The following is a 19,062-nucleotide window of genomic DNA, read 5'->3' as shown; positions in this document are numbered from 1 at the left end:
GAATCCAATTGGGGCCGGAGCAAGTTCTTCCCAATGAATCTTACAGGGTATTCAAATGCAGTTTTAGGGTGCCCGGCAGGTAGCCAAACTGTTTTTTGAATGCTGCCGAAAAACTGCTGACGGTGTTATACCCGATGTGAAACGAAACCTCCGAAACATTCATTTGCCCCGACGTGAGCAACTGCCGGGCGGTTTGCATACGGAGTTTATAAATGTGGCCGAAAACCGTACTGCCAAAAAAATGTTTGTAGCCTTTTTTGAGCTTAAACTCGTTGAGACCGAAGCGAATACAAATCCCGGTCAGCGTTAACGGTTCGAGGTAATTCTGGCTGATATAATCGTGTACGGCTTTCAAACGCTCGCGGTCGGCGGGGTTCCAGAACTCTTTCGCAACGCCGTTGGTATTGAGCTGCTCCATTTGCAAAGCAAACAGTTCCAGTATTTTAGCCTCAATAAACAGGTATTTGGTTAGACCCTGAAAGCGGCATTGCACGATGGCGTGCAACAATTCGGCCATGCGGGGTTGTAGTAACAGTTGACCGGGTGGCACCAGCAATGTTTCGCCCCGTTCCATGCAATCCACAACGTGATCTAAGTAAGCTGATCCGGCGGATTGCGTCAGGCTTTTAAAGTAATTGCTATTGTAGGAAAGTGAAAAAGCCTGGAGTTTTCGGTTGAGGATGATGTGTTTGCCCTGAAAATCAGGCGTATACTGAAAACCGTGCGTATTGCCCCAATGGCGCACGGAGTGGTTGTTCAGAGCAAACTGTGATTCAACGTTACCGTCCAGAATAAACGATGAACTTACATTCTCCGAGTTTTCAGGATCAACCAACACTAACTTTCGTTCGGTCGCGAAACTGGCTTGAATTAGCTCAATGCCGGCGGTCTGGATGCTCGTAATCTTGGCACAGGCTAAGCCAGGCTCGTTGAAATTTGTGACTACTTCGGCATAATGGCTATTGTGAAACACTTCCCGCTGTGAAATGTCGCTGAAAATAGTCCCCCAATTGTGGTTTTCAATTTTATCCATTTTGCCACAATCATAATCCGTTTATCGATAACGCTCCGGCTTGTTTACTGTGGAAATTTGCCCCAACAAAAATAACAACAAATAAGCAACATGAACAATCTAACTGTGCAAGCGGCTAACAAAGCCCGCGTTCGGAAATGGACCTCTTTCGTATTTTACCCAACCGGCGTCCTCCGGATCTGGAAAGGCAATCATCCGCTTTGGGTCCGACTGCTCTACACATTGGTAGGCCTTCCTCCTTTTTTTCTGGCCTTTATCTATTTGGCTATTACCGGTTTTGCCTTTTTTCTGCCCCCGCTTGATCTGAGTGTCGGCAACCGCGCTGACCGTACCGTTATTAACAGCGAGGGCAATTACAAATCAACGTTCCTGAAAACCGCCCACGAAACCGGGGGGACTTATGAGTTGATTCAGGTAGAAGTAGAACCGAAAGGTGGTAATGGATGGCACTATCACAAGTCGTTCGACGAATATTTTACGGTTTTGAAAGGCAAGGCCAAGGTGGGCTTAAACGAAAACGAGTACATCATAAACGAAGGCGACAGTGCCACTGCGAAGAAAGGAGAATGGCATTATTTCGCAAACCCAACCGATTCGACTCTCCTCCTCCAGGTTAAAACAATGCCGGCCAGGGGCTTGGAAAAAAGCATCCGGGTGGCGTATGGTCTCATCAACGACGGGCAGTTTGAAGGCGAAATTACCAAAAACCCCTGGCATATGGCGCTGTTACTGGGCTACAGCGGCACCTACCTGCCAGAAATACCCGGTTTTATTCAGGAGCCGTTGGTGAATGCGCTGGCCAAAATTGCACAATGGAAAGGGGAGGATAAGGCTCTGGAAAAGTATTATCGCTAATAATCTGATTTTTAGCATTATATACGAAATCGAAGCGGGAGCCAAATTCCCGCTTTTTTATGGATGATGGCAATCAGCCGCGCAGGGTGATCTTCGCCCGGTGGCAAACGCCCCCGATGGGCGGATTGAATTTGGAGACGCTCACCTCAACCGAATCGACGTTGGGGTAGCGTTTCCGGATTTCGGTGATGATGTTGTGGGAAATGTGTTCCAGCAGCCGGGCGGGGCGCTGCATGGCTTCGTGGGCGATGCGGTACAATTCGCCGTAGTTGACAGTGGTACTGAGTTTATCGACGCGGGCGGCTTCGGACAGATCGGCCACGACCGTGATATCGACCGAGTATTTGTTGCCAATCTTCTGTTCTTCGTCGTAGAAGCCGTGGTAGGCGAAAAATTCGAGACCTTCGAGCGCAATAGTTCCCATAAAGAGGGGCGTGACGGTTTTTTGCCGTCTTTCCAACCGGTTAGATTTTCGCCCAAAAGTAGAACAAAAAAGCGGACTCGACGTCCGCTTTGTGTTAAATCTGATCAAAGAATGATCCGGAATTCTTTTTCTTTTCGCCCGAATCCGATTCCTCGTGAACGGCCTGGGGTTCGGTGGTCTCTTCGTCTTCGGATTCCTTGTCCGCAACGGGCTCGGTTGCGGGCAATCCGGCTTCGGCGGCTTCCTCGCCCTGGGCGGCAACCGGATCTTCAACGGCTTCATCCGCTGGTGTTTCGGTCGCTTCGGCCGCGTGTTGCAGCGCATCGTCCGTGTTTTCGACGTGCAGGGTTTCCGGGTCTACCAGTTCCGTATCGGAAGGATGGGTTTCGGATTCGGTAGGCGCAACTGGCTCATCTTCGGTGTGTTGAGCGGTCACTTCATCGATTTTGGCCTGCAATGACTGCTGGTTGAATTTCTTCTCAAACCGGTCGACGCTTTCGATGGCATTGCCCGCCAGTGTACGAATTTGTTTGATGAGTCCTTCCTTGTATTTCTCCATCGCTTTGAAGTCGTGTTCCATCGACTTCAGGTCGTTCAGGATATTTTCTTTGATAAACCGGGCCTGGTTTTCGGCGTCCTGCACCATCAACGTCGAACGTTTGCGGGCATCGGCCAGGATTTCATCGGCTTTCTGCTTCGATTCGCCGAGGTATTTCTCCGCGGCTTTGTTGGCCTGATCGGTAATCTGGGTGCTGGTGTCGTCGGCGGTTTTCAACGTTTTGAACAACGTCATCTCGATGTCCTTGAACTTGCTGAGTTCTTTTTCGGCCAGTTCAAGCTGCATCTTCAGCATTTTTCCTTCACTCGTAACGCGTTCCCATTCCTGCGAAAGTGATGCCAGGAAGGCATCGACTTCGTCGGGGCGGTAGCCGCCGAATCCCTTTTTTTCAAATGTATGCTGCCGTATCTCGATGGGCGTAATTTTCATAACTGAAAGGGTTAATGGTGACAAATGGTCACTTGTCTGCTAAAAGTAAAGTTATCCGACCGAAAATATCAATTTTTTAGTTTGAAATTTGTCAAAAAGCCGAAAAGTAACCAAATCATTTACCTAGCGGGTAATTTCCCAGACCGAGATCAGTCGGTCGTCGCTAGCCGAAATGAGTTGGTGCTGATATGGACTCCAGAGCAATTTGTTGACCGACGTTCCGTGTCCGGCGTGTCGGGCCCGGTCGATCACCTTCAACAGCCGGAACGTCTCCGCATCCCACACTTTAATGGCCTTATCCATGCTGCCTGTAGCAAATAACGCGCCATCCGGACTGTAGCAAATGTGATTAATGGCGAATAAATGGGCCGCAATATCATTTTTGGGGCGGTATCGGTCGGTAACATCCCAGATTTTGAGGTGGGCGTCGCGCCCCGCCGAGAGCAAATACCGCCCATCGGGTGAATATTGAACGGTGAAAACGGAGTTTGTATGTGCCGGAATGACGTATTTGAGGGTCAGGCCATCCTGATCAAAAATCCGGATGCCGTTGTCGCTGTAGCCCACGGCCACCTCCCGGGTTTTCGGATTGATGGCAATGGCCCGCGCGCTTTTATCGCTTACTTTCAGGTGCTTTTTAACGACAAACTCCGCCACATCCATCACCACCAGAACGCCGTCGGACAAGGCGATCCAGGCCGTTCCTTCGCTGATTTTGATGTCGAAGATAGCCGCCGGGGTGATCTGGGCCGAGCGAACTTCCTGTTTCTGAATGGGATCGATGATGTGAATACCGTCGTAATTTTGCCCCACCCAGAGCTGTTTCCGTTCCGGATCGAACGCCAGGGCGTAGACGGAAGCCGGAATGCGGGCCAGGAGCGAACCCAGATCCGGTTTGTCCAACTGCCAGCGAACCACCAGCCCATCGGCCCCGGCCGAAAAAAACTCGGTCGAAGAGGCTCCGGCATCCAGCGTATACACGCAGTCGCGGTGGCCGGCAAAAGTGTCAATTTTATGGACTTGCATTGCTATCGTTTCTGCAATGATAAAGGGAAAATATTAAATGATAAATGCAAAATGATGAATGTCGAATGTAAATGTGTTCTGGTGGCTTTCACTTTAACATTCGACATTTGAAATTTTACATTTATTATTACATTTTAAATCCAAAGTATGTCCGTTTATCAAACCCATCGACTGGGGGCCGACTGTACGGCGGTGTTGTGGAAAATTGAAGAAAGTGAAGACGAACTGCGCGCGCTGCTCACGCTGACGATGCCGGAGCAACTGGAACTGGTCCAGATCACGCACCCGGCGCAGCGTGTGGAGTGGCTGGCCTGCCGGGCTGCGGTTCGGGCGCTGGTTCAGGCGCACTGGACCTATGCGGGGTTGTACAAGGACGAATACGGAAAACCGCATCTGATTGGCCTGGCTGCCCACGTTTCGATTTCGCATACCTCCGGCTGGGCTGCTGCGGTGCTACACCATACCAAAACCGTAGGCATTGACATTGAGCCGTTTCGGGAGCAGTTTATCCGGGTGGTGCCGCGCGTGTTGTCCGACGCAGAAATCAGCCATGCCAACGGCGATCTGCACCGGCTGGCGGTATACTGGTGCGCCAAGGAGGCTCTTTACAAGCTCTACGGCAAACGCCAGCTCACCTTCCGCGAACACCTGCACATCGATCCATTTGCCGATGGTGCGGGGCTTCTGACGGGCCACGTCCGCTTGCCCGACGATGTTCGGGCGTTAACCATTCATTATTTCGAAACAGGGCCGGGGATGTTAGCGGTGGCTTTTTAGCAGGCCCACAGACTTTTAGGTTTCATTAGATCGGTCATCCCTACGGGATTGTTGATTAGATCTTTTCTTTTTTGGTGGGTTCAAACCCACCGCTACAAAATGATTCATCCCTATGGGATTGTTTATTTGTGAGTAGCCTAAGTCGGAACATTGAAAAGCTACAAAATGCTTCATCCCTACGGGACTGTTGTATTTGATAATCCCGTAGGGATGAAGCATTTTGTAGCCACCGGTTTTGGGTATAGCCTAAAATCCCGTAGGGATGGCCGATCTAACTCTTAGATCACTTATTCGTATAATCTGACAAGGGCGGGGTGGCATCTTCGTCGTAAACCGCATCCAGCAATTGCTCGACTTCCTTCACGCGGCCGGTATCGCCGATTTTCTCGAACGCCAGCATCAGATTCCGCAGCACGCGCCGGATAATATCCAGGTTCGTGCAGGGTTGGTAGTAGGTGTCGGCCGGTTTCAGGTTCAACTGCCCAATGTAGTGATCAATGTCTGACTTCGAGAACACCAGGCCACGGTTAAAGACGTTGATGTAAAACTGGGTATGGTCCTTTTTATACGTCAACACAAACAAACTGGGCAGGTTTACACCGTAGACGGGCAAATCAAGTTGCTGGGCGATCAGCATGTAAATCACACACAGCGAAATGGGGTTGCCGCGCCGGCTTTCCAGCACCACATTGATCATCGAATTGGAAGGCGAATGAAAATGTTTGGTGTTGGCGGCAAATTTCAGTTTGTTAAAAAAGACGGTATTTAAGGTTTTGATCTGATCGATGGGGTGCATTTCGGACTTGCCTTCCAGCCACACATCCAGGTACAGTTGCTTGATTTCAAGCCGGATTTTATCGAGCGACAAATCCGGGTATTGATACGTTGCCACGATCCACAAACCCTCCAGGAGGTCGATTCCTCCGGTTTCTTTCCAGAGTCTAATTCGATCCAGAACGGACTGGTATTGCAAATCGTGAATTAACTCCTCAATTTTCTTCTGGTGAATAGGACTAAAACTATCTTCCCATTCACTTTCCAGGTACGGGATCAACTGGCCGCCCAATTCGCGGATTTTTTGTTCAACGTGTTCGGTGATTTCCTGGTCTTCATCGTCCAGCAAAGAAATCAGGGCTTTTATTTCGTTGTCGTTTATCATGCCACTCCAATGGGTTGCGGTCCGGGGTTTTGCCGGGCCGGTGCTGCAACGCTATAACCCGAAGATAAAAACTTATTTTTAGAAACCTACTGAATTTTATACTTTTGCCCCGCAAGAAACGGGCTGTATCCGAATTCTTAACACGATTTTACAAAAAATGATTTTCTTGTCCGCCGTGAGCGACAATCCGAATCGTTCAACCATAGCGGCAGGTTTTTTGCACTATTCAATACCGTACTCAACGTTTGAAATAACGCCTTAAATGCAATTACCCTCATGAAAATCTTAGTCACTGGCGGAGCCGGTTTTATTGGTTCGCACACAGTCGTAGAACTGCTGAACGCGGGATTCGAACCCGTCATTATCGACAATTTTTCCAACTCGAACCGCTCGGCATTGGCAGGACTGCGCCAGATTCTGAACCACGATGTTCCGTTCTATGAAGCGGATTGCAACGATGCCGAAGCGCTCAATGCGATCTTTGAAAAAGAGAATTTTCGGGGGGTGATTCACTTCGCGGCTCACAAGGCAGTGGGCGAATCGGTGGCAAAACCGCTGATGTATTACCGCAACAACCTCGACTCAACTTTGTTGTTACTGGAAACCATGCAGCGGTATGGCGTTCCGAACCTGGTTTTCTCGTCGTCGTGTACGGTGTACGGTCAACCCGAACACCTGCCCGTGACGGAGGAAACCCCCCGGCTGCCGGCGCAGTCGCCCTACGGTAACACCAAGGCCATTTGCGAAGACATCATCCGGGATACCGTCAAGGCGGGCGGACCTGTCAAATCGATTGCGCTGCGGTATTTTAATCCGATGGGGGCGCATCCGTCCGGGCTGATCGGCGAATTGCCACTGGGCGTTCCGGGTAATCTGGTGCCGTTCATTACCCAGACAGCCGCCGGTATTCGTGAGAAACTGACGGTGCACGGGGGCGATTATGACACCGTCGACGGGACCTGCATCCGGGATTACATTCACGTGGTTGATCTGGCCAAAGCGCACGTTCAGGCGCTGCGGTTGCTCGATTCGCGCGAGGAAACCAGTTATTATGATGTTTTTAACGTAGGCACCGGCAACGGGCAAACCGTTCTGGAACTGATCCAGACGTTTGAAAAAGTGAACAACATCAAGCTGAATTATTCGATTGGCCCCCGCCGTCCGGGCGATGTGGAGAAAATCTACGCACAGGTCGATAAAGTCAATAACGTGATGGGCTGGCGCGCCGAAAAAACCCTGGCCGAAGGGCTACAGGACGCGTGGCGCTGGGAACAAAATTTGCAATTGAAAAACTCAATCGTTTCGGAGTAAAAACGTATGTCTAAAAAGATTCTGATTACCGGCGGAGCCGGCTTCATTGGTTCACACGTCGTTCGGCTGTTTGTGACAAAATATCCAGATTATCAGATTGTTAATCTGGATAAACTGACTTATGCCGGTAATCTCGCCAACCTCACGGACATTGAAAATGCGCCGAATTATACCTTCGTCAAAGGAGATATTACGGATGCGTCGTTTCTGGAGCAACTGTTTCAGGACCATGCCTTCGATGGCGTCATCCACCTGGCGGCCGAATCGCACGTCGACCGGTCGATCACCGACCCGATGGCATTCGTGCTGACCAACGTCGTTGGAACGGTCAACCTGCTGAATGCGGCTAAAAATAGCTGGAAGGCCGACTTCGCCGGCAAACGCTTCTACCACGTTTCGACCGACGAGGTCTACGGGTCGCTGCACAATCCGGAAGACTTCTTCACCGAAACCACCTCCTACGATCCGCAGTCGCCCTATTCGGCGTCCAAAGCGGCTTCGGATCACTTCGTACGCGCTTATGGCAATACCTACGGGCTGCCCATCGTGCTGTCGAACTGCTCCAACAACTACGGCCCCAACCACTTTCCCGAGAAGCTCATCCCGTTGATGATTCATAACATCCAGACTAACAAGCCTTTGCCGGTCTATGGCAAAGGCGAGAATGTGCGGGACTGGTTGTATGTCATCGACCACGCGCGGGCCATCGACACGATTTACCACAACGGCAAAACCGGCGAGACCTACAACATCGGCGGTTTCAACGAGTGGAAAAACATCGACCTGGTGCATCTGCTGTGCAGCATCATGGATCGCAAACTGGGCCGGGCCGAAGGCACCTCCGCCCAGTTGATCACCTACGTGACCGACCGCGCCGGCCACGACCTGCGCTACGCCATCGACGCCCACAAGCTGATGAACGAGCTGGGCTGGGAGCCTTCGCTGCAATTTGAAGAAGGCCTGGAAAAAACCGTCGACTGGTTTTTAGCCAACCAGGACTGGCTCGAAAACGTCACCTCGGGCGCTTATCAGAAGTATTACGATTCCATGTACGAAAACCGATAATTTTGAATGAGTGAATGATAGAATGAGTGAATAAAAAAGAGCGGTCCTTGTCCTGTTTATTCACTCATTCTATCATTCACTCATTCACTCATTGAAAAAAACATGAAAGGCATCATTCTGGCCGGGGGCTCCGGTACCCGTCTGCACCCGTTGACGCTGGCCGTCAGCAAGCAACTCATGCCGGTTTACGACAAACCGATGATCTATTATCCGTTGTCGATTCTGCTGCTGGCAGGCATTCGCGAGATCCTGATCATCTCGACTCCGCATGATCTGCCACACTTCAAAAAACTGCTGGGCGATGGCTCGCAGGTGGGGTGTTCGTTTGAATATGCCGAACAACCGCTGCCGAATGGGCTGGCGCAGGCTTTCGTCATCGGCGAAGAGTTTATCGGCAATGACAAGGTGGCCCTGATTCTGGGCGACAATATTTTCTACGGTTCGGGGCTGTCGAAGCTTTTGCAGGCTAACAATGATCCCGACGGTGGGGTGGTGTTTGCCTATAAGGTGAACGATCCCGAGCGGTATGGGGTGGTGGAATTCGATGATGATAACAAAGCCTTGTCGATCGAGGAAAAACCGGAGCAGCCCAAGTCGAACTACGCGGTGCCGGGATTGTATTTTTATGACAACGAGGTGGTCAAGATTGCCAAAGAACTGGCCCCCAGCCCGCGGGGCGAATACGAGATCACGGACGTCAACAAGGTGTATCTGGAGCGCCAGAAGCTGAAAGTGGGGATTCTGGATCGGGGGACGGCGTGGCTGGACACGGGCACGTTTGTGTCGCTGATGCAGGCGGGTCAGTTTGTGCAGGTGATCGAAGAGCGGCAGGGGATGAAAATCGGCTCGATCGAGGAGGTGGCCTATCGGATGGGATACATCGACGCGGAACAACTAAAAGCCATTGCCCAACCGCTGGTGAAAAGCGGGTATGGACAGTATTTATTGAATCTGCTGAAATAGGGGCATTGTACCACTTCGGCGATTTAGTGGAGATAAGAATTAACCGTTCTCCCGGAATTTGTCCAACATCCCACGGGATTTAGAACCATGTCATTAATTTGTCCCCCGGTTGAAACCAGGAGTTACAAGATGGGCCATCCCTCCGGGATTTAAAGTGACGTCGTTTATGGGTCGGGGTTACAAGATGTACCATCCCTCCGGGATTTTTCGGATTTGATAATCCCGGAGGGATGAATCAGTTTTGTAGCCCCTGGTTGAAACCGGGGTAGAGGTGAATGGAATGAGTTTAGAGTCCCGTAGGGATGACCGATCGAAGGCCGAAGAACCAAAACCGGATCATGAAACCGCAATTCAGGGGAGGACGAAAGACGCAAAAAAAAAGCCTGGACAACGTCCTGGCCTTTTCCAAACCTAACCTATGAGATGAGAAAATCAGCTCATCCTATCGGAGACAGGACGCACCGACTCTCTGCAAATGTGCAGGGAAGATAATAAGAATGGTAGAGAAGAAATATAGGAACGGGAAAGAAGAAATACTTTTTTTTACCAGATGGTGACAAAACACGGAAAAGTACGGGATATTCCCTGAATGGTTACGTATTTATACCTGATTTTCCCGGCCCTCCACCCATCCCAATCGAATTCATTTTAACTTGGTAAAGCAAATTAATCTGCTCTACCATGCAAGAACCGCGTAAACCCTCCGACAAATTTCACGGCGATGTTGGCTCCTTCATCACGGCTGCTGACGCCAAAGGCCGTACCCGCCTGCACCGCGTTTACGAAGAAGAGAAGCTGGGACTCAAGCCCGAAGAAGTTACGAAAGCGGAGTTTTTCGGCATCAACCGCATCAGCAAGTTGATGGGCCGTAAAGATTGTGTCGGCATCCGGGTGTATTACGGCAGACGCTACGAAGACGCCGATGGTGACCCCACCACCAAAGACGAAGGCGCACTCAAACCCCGGCTGGTGTTGGTGGGTGTCCGTGCCGACGGTTCTGATATCTTCGAAGATACCGAAGGATTGAAGGATAGGGGCGATGGTGATGCGCTGGCGGATGGGCACCCTTGTCCTCAGCACTGCTAATTTTCATGCATTTAGAAATTTGTTAAATGCTGGAACGTCTGATTGGCAATATTCGAGACTATCCATTGGATTATATTGGTCATGCTTTTATACTGCTGCCGGTAACTATTGGTATTTATCGGCGGCAGTATTTAAACAATCAATTGAAGTTAGTAGCTTTTTATTTTTCGATTTCTTTTTTAGAAGAATGCATTCAGCTTTTTTACTCTCTTAATAAATGGAGTAATATTCACTTATATAATATTTACCTAATAATAGATGTGTTAATAATTGGGTTGTCGTACTATGAGATTTTTGAAAATAAAATTCATAAAAAAACTATAGCAATAGCCACGTTGATAAGTATTTGTGTTAGTATTTTTTTTTATTCTCATGATACATTCTCATCGGCAAGTAATACAGTATTTAGACTGTTATGTGTAACACTAGTTTTGTTTTATTTTAACTGGCTGCTAACACAAATGAAGATTATTAATATACTATTGCACAGTATGTTTTGGATTAGTGCTGGATTACTTCTTTATTCCCTAGGGACTTTTTTTATGTATTTATTTAGTCAATTTACAATAGGTGTGCATACTAAAAGTAATATATTTGATTTATATTGGAAAGTAAAACAGATATTGTATATAATTTTTTGCCTATTCTCAACAATCGGTTTCTGGGTCAGCAAATACGATAAAGAAAATTATACCTGATTAGTGTAGTGTCATAACCCATTAAGAAGCAGGGCCGGAAGATCGAAAACCACCAAAAAGAGTCGCTCCATCCCTTTCCGTTCACTCAAAGCTAATTGCTTTCCACAACAAGCTTGTGCAACTTTGGGAAACGAATTCAAACCTTATCCAGTCCATTAAACCTCTTTTTATCATGAGTAATATTAACCCCGGTGCGGGACGCTTTATTTCCAAAGACGAAGCCGATCAGTTCAAAGGCGCTTACCAGGAACGCAAGAAACAACAGCAGATTCCGCAGGAAGATACGGTTCGCTCCGAGTTTTTTGGCAGCGATAATTTGCATCAGATTCTGGATCAGCCGGGCTGCATCGGCATCCGGGTTTATCACGCCAAACGCCGGGAATCCGTCAACGGAAATGAACACCTGGTGCCGCGCGTTGTGTTGGTGGGCATCGACAAAAATGGCCGGGAAATTCTGGAACTCACCGATCCTGTAGAAGCCGGAATGAAAGATATGCCGTCCGGTCGTGAAGGGCAGTTAGCCGACGGGCCGATATGTCCGCCCGAGTGCAATCCGTAGGGAAATAGAAGTCTGTTGAAACGATGATTGATCATCCTTACGTCAAGTTAATACTCAAGTATCCGGATTCATTTTTACCAGATATGTTCCTCTTGCTAGCCATCGGAACAGGTCTGGTTAATTATTTTTTTCTGGACAAGCCAAACCGATGGTTGTTGCGAATGTTAATTTTTTCATTTGCAATCAGTTTGATCCAAATTCACGATGCGGCCTATCGCCATAATAACACATATTTATACAATTTAAATTCGCTCGTTGAAATGAGCGGCTTTGCCGTAGCGTATTGGACCGAGTTAAAATCCCGGCGAAACCGGTCGCTGGTTCTCAGCGGTTTTGTGATTTATGTATTGGTATTTCTATACGACTTTAGCTGGACTAATATTGCCGGTATAGCCCTCGGTGTTCAACGAATCATCATGATTATGTATGCACTTCTGTATTTTCATTACATCCTGACGAAGATGCAGATCCAAAATTTACTGATTCACTCCATGTTTTGGGTGAGCGCCGGTGCCATTGTCCATGCGGCTGGCACGTTGTTTGTTTTTCTGTTCGTCAAGGTGACGTTGGGGGACCTGAGTTCAAATGGCAGTTACTATTTATACATTACCATTGTCCGAACGTTCTCGGCTTTTTTCTACCTGGTCCTTCTGGTCAGTTTCTGGCTCCGCCGGCGGGAATTTCGAGTGACTGGCCGCCTGACCGTTTAATACATCGTTCTTGCGGTTCTGGTGCCAGAGTTTTATATTTCGCAAATTGGTTTAATCACTCCCCGTGTATGGGAACGCACTTCGCTTCGGGCTCGCTGTGAACGAGGACATGAAATTATATATTGCCGTAGGAACGGCCGTTTTGCTGGTGATGGCGATTTTCATCATCGTATTTGTTGCCTATTACCAACAAAAGCAAATCCGTCAGCAACTGATTCTGAAGGAATGGCAGGAGAAATACCGCAAGGGGCTCCTGGCTGCCACCCTTCAGGCGCAAGAACACGAACGTCGGCGGATTGCGCAGGATTTGCACGACGAGATCGGTACGATGTTGTCGGTCACCAAATTAAGTCTGAATCAGTTGGGCCGAACCGTCGAACACAACGACCCTGGTTCGACGGTATTGGTGCAGAAAACCCGCTCGCTTCTCGACGAAACCATTGCCAACGTCCGGCGCATCAGCCGCGATCTGGTGCCCACCACCCTCGAACGCTTCGGCCTCGTTTCGGCCCTCGAAGAACTGGCCGAAAAAGCCAGCAACGGCGAAGTCCACGTCGAGTTGTCGTGTTCGGATAAAATGCCGACCTTGCTTCCGCAACTGGATCTGACGTTGTTTCGCATTGCGCAGGAATTGATCAACAATGCCATCAAACACGCCAATGCCGAGAACATCATCATCGATTTGCACTGCCAGCCCACCGGAATTTTGCTGTCGGTGATCGACGACGGGCGCGGGTTTGATCTGGACGAAATTCTGAAAGACAAAAAGCGCGGGCTGGGTCTGCGAAATATCGAAAGCCGCCTGAACGTCATCGACGGGCATGTTACATTCGACGTGGAAGAAGGCCGCGGTTCCCGGATACACATCCAGGTTAAAAATTTGAAGCCGGAAGTAGAAGTAGAAGTGGAAGCGGTATAGAATAGATGGTTAAAATGGTTGGATGGTTAAAATGGTTAAAAAGCATGGCTTGCCAATTAACCATTTTTAACCATCCAACCATTTTTAACCATTCAACCATATTTGCCATCTAACCCTGACCATGAAAAAGATCAAGATTGCGTTAGCCGACGATCATAATTTATTCCGGAAAGGAATGGCTTCCGTGTTGAGCCAGGTGCCTGATTTTGAATTGGTGCTCGAAGCCAGCAACGGGCAGGAACTGATCGACAAACTGACCCGCCGAATGCCCGACGTGGTGTTGCTCGATCTCGAAATGCCGGTGATGGACGGCATTGCCACCACAGAATACATCCGGGAAAACCACCCCGACGTCAAAATCATCATGCTGACCATGCACGATGAAGACCGGTTTGTGCTCCATTTGCTCGAAAAAGGCGTGAGCGGATACGTTCTGAAAGATGCGGATCTGGACGAAGTGGAAAAAGCCGTTCACCGGGTGATGGACGACGGCGTGTACCTGAATGACTTCGTTTCCAAGGTCATGCACCGGAAAATGGTGAACAAACCCACCACCGTTATCAAACAAACCTCCACCTCGACACTCTATAATAGCAAGGTGCTGCTGTCGGAGCGCGAAAAAGAAGTGCTTAAACTGATTTGCGAAGGGTTATCGACGGCCGAAATCAGTGAGAAAATCTTCCTCAGTCCGCGCACGGTCGAAGGCCACCGCCTGCGGATTCTGGAAAAAACCGGTACGAAAAACACGGCGGGAATGGTCGCCTACGCCTTCAAGAATAATCTGGTATAAGCAGGAAAAAGAAAAAAGGAAGAAAGCAGGAATCGAAGCGTGGATCAGGTGGCCGTTGGAGGCCCTTTTATCCGGTCTTCGTTTCCTGCTTTCTTCCTTTTTTTTAACTTATTTCGAGCGGCTCTTGTTACCAAAACAAAACTGCCTATCTATTCATAAAGAATTGAATAAATAGAAGACATCTTTCTATTTGATCGTTTAACTTTGCCATTCGAACATGGGTGATCCCGAATTATGGACAGATTCTCGTATATAGCTAACTCAGAAGCAGCCTACATCGACGATTTATACCGGGCTTATAAACAAGACCCCGGCTCAGTGGATGGAAGCTGGCAAAAATTTTTTGAAGGTTTTGAATTTTCCCAGTCGTATGGCGAAAATGGAAATGGCAACGGCCACAGCAACGCCGACCAAACGACTGCAAAACCGGTTATTGACACCAAACACGCAGAAAAGGAAGTATCGGTAGCCAGTCTGATAAAAGCCTATCGCTCGCGGGGGCACCTTTTGGCCAAAACCAACCCCATCCGGAACCGGAAAGACCGCAGCCCGCGGATTGGTCTGGAAGATTATGCCCTGACCGAAGCCGACCTCGACACGGTTTTTGAAGCCGGGACACTGTTGGGGATCGGGCCGAGTTCGCTGCGGAAAATCATGGAATCGCTGGAGAAAATTTATGCCGGAACCATCGGTTTCGAGTATATGTACATCCGCGAGATTGATGTCAAAAACTGGCTTCGGAACAAAATCGAGAAAGAAGCGCTGGTTTTTGACCCAACGATTGAGGAGAAAAAACGGATTCTGAAAAAACTGAACGAAGCAACGGTTTTTGAGAACTTCCTGCATACCAAATATTTAGGTCAGAAGCGGTTCTCGCTCGAAGGGGGCGAAACCACCATTCCGGCTTTGGACGCCATCATCAACTACGCGTCGGAACTGGGCGTTGAAGAGGTCATGATCGGGATGGCACACCGGGGCCGTCTGAACGTGCTGGTCAACATCCTGGGCAAATCCTACGAAAGCGTTTTCAGCGGTTTTGAAGGCAACGTTCCCGATCAGGTGTTTGGCGACGGTGACGTAAAATACCACCTGGGCTATTCGAGCCTGATCGAATCGTCAACGGGTAAGCAGATCAGCCTGAAACTGGCCCCGAATCCGTCGCACCTGGAAGCGGTTAATCCGATTATCGAAGGGTTCGTACGGGCGCAGGCCGATGAAGAATACGCGGGCAATTTCGACAAGATTATGCCGATCCTGATCCACGGCGATGCGGCTGTGGCGGGTCAGGGCATTGTGTATGAAGTGACCCAGATGGCGAAACTGGCCGGCTACCAAACCGGTGGAACGCTCCATTTCGTGATCAACAACCAGGTTGGTTTTACGACTGATTTTGAAGATGCCCGTTCGTCGATTTATTGCTCGGATGTCGCCAAAATCATCGATGCTCCGGTTTTTCACGTCAACGGCGACGATCCGGAAGCGGTGGTTTTCTGTGCCAAACTGGCGGTCGAATTCCGGGAAAAATTCAACCGGGATGTTATTATCGACATGGTCTGTTACCGTCGCTACGGGCATAACGAATCGGATGAGCCCAAGTTTACGCAGCCGACGATGTACAACATCATCGAAAAACACGCCAATCCGCGCGAAATTTATAACAAAAGCCTGATCGAACGGGGCGAGGTCGATGCAGAACTGGCGTCTAACATGGACGTTGAGTTCAAGAAAGAATTGCAGGACCGGCTCGACATGGTGAAGCAAAAGGCCGAAATTCCCTACAAACCGCTGCGGTTGGATCGGGAGTGGGCCGAGTTGCGGGTCAGTACGCCGGAAGATTTCGAACGGTCGCCCGAAACCGGTGTGCCGATGGAAACGCTCGAAAAAATCGGAAACGCCCTCGTTACGATTCCGACCGGTTTCAAACCGCTCAAGCAAATCGATAAACTCCTGAAAGACCGTCGGCAGATGGTTTTTGAGAACAAACAGGTCAACTGGGGTACGGCGGAATTGCTGGCCTACGGGTCTATTCTGCTTGAAAACAAGGTGGTTCGTCTGAGTGGTCAGGATGTGCAGCGCGGAACATTCTCGCACCGCCATGCCGTTCTGCACGATTCGGAAACCAACCAGTCGTATAGCTTGCTGGATCACATTCAGGATGGTCAGCAGAAAATGCAGATTTACAACTCCCTGTTGTCGGAATACGGCGTGCTGGGCTTTGAGTTCGGCTATGCGATGGCCACGCCCCACGCGCTGGTGATCTGGGAAGCCCAGTTTGGCGATTTCTCCAACGGTGCCCAGGTGATTATCGACCAGTTTATTTCGTCCGGAGAATCGAAGTGGGGATTGATGAACGGTCTGGTGATGTTGTTGCCACACGGCTACGAAGGCCAGGGACCGGAACACTCCAACGCCCGCCCGGAACGCTACCTGCAACTGTCGGCAGAATACAACATGGTGGTGGCCAATGTGACCACGCCGGCCAACTTCTTCCACCTGATGCGCCGGCAATTGACCTGGCCGTTCCGCAAACCGCTGGTGGTGATGTCGCCAAAATCATTATTGCGCCATCCGCAAGTAGTTTCACCCCTGGAAGATCTTACCAAGGGGAGTTTCAAAGAAGTGCTGCCCGACGGTTTTGCCACGGGCAAAAAGGTGAAACGGATTCTGCTCTGTACGGGTAAAATTTATTACGAACTGCTCGAAAAACAGCAGGCGGATAAGCGGGAAGATGTGGCCATCATTCGGCTGGAACAATTGCATCCGTTCCCGCAGAAGCAACTGGATGCCATTCTGGCCGGATACAGCAAAACCGCTGAACTGGTTTGGGTACAGGAAGAACCGTCGAACATGGGTGCCTGGACGTTCTTGCTGCGTTCGGCCCTGGATTTGAAACTGCGTGGCATTACGCGGAAAAACAGCGCGTCGCCCGCAACCGGGTATTCCAAAGTTCACGCTCAGGAACAGGCCGACATCATCCGCCGGGCGTTTGAATAAGAGTTTACGGTTACCAATCGCGGGTAGCTGACAACTGAAAACTAAGAGAAAATGGCAATAGAAATGAAAGTACCCCCGGTTGGGGAGTCCATTACGGAAGTAACCGTTGGGGCATGGCATAAGAAAGAGGGCGATTCGGTGAAGAGAGACGAGGTGTTGTGCGAACTGGAATCGGACAAGGCATCGTTTGAGTTTCCGGCTGAAGCCGACGGCGTGTTGCACATCATGGCCCAGGAAGGCGATGTGTTGCCTATTGGTGCGGTTTTGTGTACCATCGAAGCTGCGGGTGCGTCCAATGGCGCGGCTCCGGCGGCTCCGAAAGCGGAAGCACCGGCGCCCAAACCGGCCGAACAAGCTGCTCCGGCTCCACAGCCCGAAGCGCCCAAACCGTCACCGGCACCTGAACCCGCTGCTGCCGCAGCCTCGAAAAGCATTGAAATGAAAGTGCCCCCGGTTGGCGAGTCGATCACGGAAGTGACGATTGCTTCCTGGAATAAAAAAGACGGTGATCAGGTCGCTTTGGACGAGGTTCTTTGCGAACTCGAATCCGATAAAGCCACGTTTGAGTTGCCGTCAGAAGCCGCCGGAACCCTCCGGATTGTGGCCGAAGCCGGTGCAACCCTGGCCATTGGCGCCGTAATCTGCCGGATTGAAGTGGGAGCCGCCGTGGCTCAACCCGCTGCCCAACCTGCACCTGCTCCGGCATCTCAGCCAGCCGCACAACCGGCAGCCGCTCCGGCCGATGGCTACGCGGCCAATCACCCGTCGCCGGTGGCCGCCAAGATTCTGGCCGAAAAAGGCATCGACCCGAAAGAAGTCAACGGCACCGGTATTGGTGGCCGGATTATGAAGGAAGATGCGGTGAAAGCCGAAAAACCGGCAGCACCCGCTCCGCAACCGGCTGCTGCTCCAGCCCCCAAACCCGCCCCGGCTCCGGTCGCTTCGGCTCCGGCCCCCGCTGGTGGAAACCGGGGACAACGGCGTGAACGCATGAGCTCGTTGCGGAAAACCATTGCGCGCCGGTTGGTGGCCGTGAAAAATGAAACGGCCATGCTGACGACCTTCAACGAGGTCGACATGAAGCCAATCATGGATTTGCGGGCCAAATACAAGGATAAATTCAAGGACAAAAACGCGGTTGGTCTGGGCTTCATGTCGTTCTTCACCAAAGCGATTTGCATTGCCTTGCAGGACTTCCCGAATGTGAACGCTACCATCGACGGCGATTCGATTGTCTACAACGATTACTGTGATATTTCCATCGCCGTTTCAACGGAACGCGGTCTGGTGGTGCCGGTGATCCGGAATGCCGAAAGCATGGATTTTGCCGGTATCGAGAAGGAAATTATCCGGCTGGCGGGTCTGGCGCGGGATAACAAACTGACGATCGAGCAGATGACCGGTGGCACGTTCACGATCACCAATGGCGGTATTTTCGGCTCGATGTTGTCGACGCCGATCATCAACGCTCCGCAGTCGGCCATTCTTGGTATGCACAACATCGTGGAACGGGCGGTGGTGGTCAACGGCGAAATCGTGGTGCGCCCGATCATGTACGTGGCCCTCTCGTACGATCACCGCATCATCGACGGCAAAGACTCCGTGAGCTTCCTTGTTCGCGTAAAACAGTTGCTGGAAGATCCGGCCCGGATTTTACTGGGCGTATAAGAATAAGTAGTAGGACGGATTGTAAAACCGCCTTTCG

17 protein-coding genes are annotated in these 19,062 nt (G+C 50.3%); 12 read left to right on the top strand and 5 right to left on the bottom strand.

Features of this window, described 5'->3' with window-relative positions:
• Nucleotides 1–40 precede the first annotated feature (40 nt).
• The gene (locus DUE52_RS17435; RefSeq protein WP_114407319.1) at nucleotides 41–1,033 is read right to left on the bottom strand and encodes a helix-turn-helix transcriptional regulator; all 993 of its coding nucleotides are present in this window, start codon (nucleotides 1,031–1,033) and stop codon (nucleotides 41–43) included.
• 90 nt (nucleotides 1,034–1,123) lie between these two features.
• Between DUE52_RS17435 and DUE52_RS17430 the strand changes: the two genes are divergently transcribed.
• Nucleotides 1,124–1,888 (top strand): cupin domain-containing protein, encoded by a 765-nt coding sequence (locus tag DUE52_RS17430; RefSeq protein ID WP_114407318.1) that lies wholly within the window; start codon nucleotides 1,124–1,126, stop codon nucleotides 1,886–1,888.
• Nucleotides 1,889–1,961: 73 nt separating this feature from the next.
• Here the strand turns inward: DUE52_RS17430 and folB are convergent, their stop codons facing one another.
• From folB to DUE52_RS17415, 3 genes are all read right to left on the bottom strand, one after another.
• Nucleotides 1,962–2,312: a dihydroneopterin aldolase gene (folB, locus tag DUE52_RS17425; RefSeq protein WP_114407317.1), complete on the bottom strand. Its 351-nt coding sequence runs from the start codon at nucleotides 2,310–2,312 to the stop codon at nucleotides 1,962–1,964.
• Nucleotides 2,313–2,406: 94 nt separating this feature from the next.
• The gene (locus DUE52_RS17420) at nucleotides 2,407–3,300 is read right to left on the bottom strand and encodes a DivIVA domain-containing protein (RefSeq protein WP_114407316.1); all 894 of its coding nucleotides are present in this window, start codon (nucleotides 3,298–3,300) and stop codon (nucleotides 2,407–2,409) included.
• A 123-nt stretch (nucleotides 3,301–3,423) separates the two neighbouring features.
• Nucleotides 3,424–4,326, bottom strand: coding sequence for a WD40 repeat domain-containing protein (locus tag DUE52_RS17415; RefSeq protein ID WP_114407315.1), 903 nt, complete (start codon nucleotides 4,324–4,326; stop codon nucleotides 3,424–3,426).
• A gap of 147 nt (nucleotides 4,327–4,473) precedes the next feature.
• Between DUE52_RS17415 and DUE52_RS17410 the strand changes: the two genes are divergently transcribed.
• On the top strand, nucleotides 4,474–5,103 hold the full coding sequence (locus DUE52_RS17410; RefSeq protein ID WP_114407314.1) for a 4'-phosphopantetheinyl transferase family protein: 630 nt from the start codon (nucleotides 4,474–4,476) through the stop codon (nucleotides 5,101–5,103).
• Between the two features lie 283 nt (nucleotides 5,104–5,386).
• On the opposite strand, the gene DUE52_RS17405 is transcribed toward DUE52_RS17410, so the two are convergent.
• Entirely contained in the window at nucleotides 5,387–6,259 is an 873-nt protein-coding gene (locus tag DUE52_RS17405; RefSeq protein WP_114407449.1) for a transglutaminase-like domain-containing protein, read from the bottom strand.
• 279 nt (nucleotides 6,260–6,538) lie between these two features.
• Here DUE52_RS17405 and galE point away from each other — a divergent pair, with 279 nt between their 5' ends.
• The 10 genes from galE (at nucleotide 6,539) to odhB (ending at nucleotide 19,025) form a co-directional block, all read left to right on the top strand.
• Nucleotides 6,539–7,573, top strand: a complete 1,035-nt coding sequence (galE, locus tag DUE52_RS17400; protein ID WP_114407313.1) for a UDP-glucose 4-epimerase GalE — start codon at nucleotides 6,539–6,541, stop codon at nucleotides 7,571–7,573.
• Nucleotides 7,574–7,579: 6 nt separating this feature from the next.
• On the top strand, nucleotides 7,580–8,638 hold the full coding sequence (gene rfbB / locus DUE52_RS17395) for a dTDP-glucose 4,6-dehydratase (protein ID WP_114407312.1): 1,059 nt from the start codon (nucleotides 7,580–7,582) through the stop codon (nucleotides 8,636–8,638).
• 102 nt (nucleotides 8,639–8,740) lie between these two features.
• The gene (gene rfbA, locus DUE52_RS17390) at nucleotides 8,741–9,601 is read left to right on the top strand and encodes a glucose-1-phosphate thymidylyltransferase RfbA (RefSeq protein ID WP_114407311.1); all 861 of its coding nucleotides are present in this window, start codon (nucleotides 8,741–8,743) and stop codon (nucleotides 9,599–9,601) included.
• A gap of 681 nt (nucleotides 9,602–10,282) precedes the next feature.
• Nucleotides 10,283–10,687, top strand: a complete 405-nt coding sequence (locus DUE52_RS17385; RefSeq protein WP_114407310.1) for a hypothetical protein — start codon at nucleotides 10,283–10,285, stop codon at nucleotides 10,685–10,687.
• Nucleotides 10,688–11,557: 870 nt separating this feature from the next.
• Complete coding sequence (locus DUE52_RS17375) at nucleotides 11,558–11,944, top strand: hypothetical protein (protein WP_114407308.1); 387 nt, start codon at nucleotides 11,558–11,560, stop codon at nucleotides 11,942–11,944.
• Nucleotides 11,945–12,204: 260 nt separating this feature from the next.
• Nucleotides 12,205–12,654, top strand: coding sequence for a hypothetical protein (locus tag DUE52_RS17370; RefSeq protein ID WP_133299864.1), 450 nt, complete (start codon nucleotides 12,205–12,207; stop codon nucleotides 12,652–12,654).
• Nucleotides 12,655–12,763: 109 nt separating this feature from the next.
• The gene (locus tag DUE52_RS17365) at nucleotides 12,764–13,573 is read left to right on the top strand and encodes a sensor histidine kinase (RefSeq protein WP_114407306.1); all 810 of its coding nucleotides are present in this window, start codon (nucleotides 12,764–12,766) and stop codon (nucleotides 13,571–13,573) included.
• A gap of 121 nt (nucleotides 13,574–13,694) precedes the next feature.
• On the top strand, nucleotides 13,695–14,363 hold the full coding sequence (locus DUE52_RS17360; RefSeq protein WP_114407305.1) for a response regulator transcription factor: 669 nt from the start codon (nucleotides 13,695–13,697) through the stop codon (nucleotides 14,361–14,363).
• A 234-nt stretch (nucleotides 14,364–14,597) separates the two neighbouring features.
• The gene (locus DUE52_RS17355) at nucleotides 14,598–17,357 is read left to right on the top strand and encodes a 2-oxoglutarate dehydrogenase E1 component (protein WP_114407304.1); all 2,760 of its coding nucleotides are present in this window, start codon (nucleotides 14,598–14,600) and stop codon (nucleotides 17,355–17,357) included.
• Nucleotides 17,358–17,408: 51 nt separating this feature from the next.
• A complete protein-coding gene (odhB, locus tag DUE52_RS17350; RefSeq protein ID WP_114407303.1) occupies nucleotides 17,409–19,025 on the top strand; it encodes a 2-oxoglutarate dehydrogenase complex dihydrolipoyllysine-residue succinyltransferase in 1,617 nt (538 codons plus the stop codon).
• The last annotated feature ends 37 nt before the right edge of the window (nucleotides 19,026–19,062 follow it).

Source organism: Larkinella punicea (assembly GCF_003334855.1).
Lineage (GTDB): Bacteria > Bacteroidota > Bacteroidia > Cytophagales > Spirosomataceae > Larkinella > Larkinella punicea.
Note: the sequence above shows the minus strand (reverse complement) of the source record. Positions and strands in the feature narration are given on the sequence as shown.

What these genes read in the sequence shown, in the direction of transcription:
- odhB (WP_114407303.1), top strand. Translation starts at nt 17,409, where the DNA reads ATGGCAATAGAAATGAAAGTACCCCCGGTTGGGGAGTCCATTACGGAA.
- DUE52_RS17355 (WP_114407304.1), top strand. Translation starts at nt 14,598, where the DNA reads ATGGACAGATTCTCGTATATAGCTAACTCAGAAGCAGCCTACATCGAC.
- DUE52_RS17430 (WP_114407318.1), top strand. Translation starts at nt 1,124, where the DNA reads ATGAACAATCTAACTGTGCAAGCGGCTAACAAAGCCCGCGTTCGGAAA.
- DUE52_RS17415 (WP_114407315.1), bottom strand. Translation starts at nt 4,326, where the DNA reads ATGCAAGTCCATAAAATTGACACTTTTGCCGGCCACCGCGACTGCGTG.
- rfbB (WP_114407312.1), top strand. Translation starts at nt 7,580, where the DNA reads ATGTCTAAAAAGATTCTGATTACCGGCGGAGCCGGCTTCATTGGTTCA.
- DUE52_RS17410 (WP_114407314.1), top strand. Translation starts at nt 4,474, where the DNA reads ATGTCCGTTTATCAAACCCATCGACTGGGGGCCGACTGTACGGCGGTG.
- DUE52_RS17385 (WP_114407310.1), top strand. Translation starts at nt 10,283, where the DNA reads ATGCAAGAACCGCGTAAACCCTCCGACAAATTTCACGGCGATGTTGGC.
- DUE52_RS17375 (WP_114407308.1), top strand. Translation starts at nt 11,558, where the DNA reads ATGAGTAATATTAACCCCGGTGCGGGACGCTTTATTTCCAAAGACGAA.
- rfbA (WP_114407311.1), top strand. Translation starts at nt 8,741, where the DNA reads ATGAAAGGCATCATTCTGGCCGGGGGCTCCGGTACCCGTCTGCACCCG.
- DUE52_RS17365 (WP_114407306.1), top strand. Translation starts at nt 12,764, where the DNA reads ATGAAATTATATATTGCCGTAGGAACGGCCGTTTTGCTGGTGATGGCG.
- DUE52_RS17360 (WP_114407305.1), top strand. Translation starts at nt 13,695, where the DNA reads ATGAAAAAGATCAAGATTGCGTTAGCCGACGATCATAATTTATTCCGG.
- folB (WP_114407317.1), bottom strand. Translation starts at nt 2,312, where the DNA reads ATGGGAACTATTGCGCTCGAAGGTCTCGAATTTTTCGCCTACCACGGC.
- galE (WP_114407313.1), top strand. Translation starts at nt 6,539, where the DNA reads ATGAAAATCTTAGTCACTGGCGGAGCCGGTTTTATTGGTTCGCACACA.
- DUE52_RS17420 (WP_114407316.1), bottom strand. Translation starts at nt 3,300, where the DNA reads ATGAAAATTACGCCCATCGAGATACGGCAGCATACATTTGAAAAAAAG.
- DUE52_RS17435 (WP_114407319.1), bottom strand. Translation starts at nt 1,033, where the DNA reads ATGGATAAAATTGAAAACCACAATTGGGGGACTATTTTCAGCGACATT.
- DUE52_RS17370 (WP_133299864.1), top strand. Translation starts at nt 12,205, where the DNA reads ATGAGCGGCTTTGCCGTAGCGTATTGGACCGAGTTAAAATCCCGGCGA.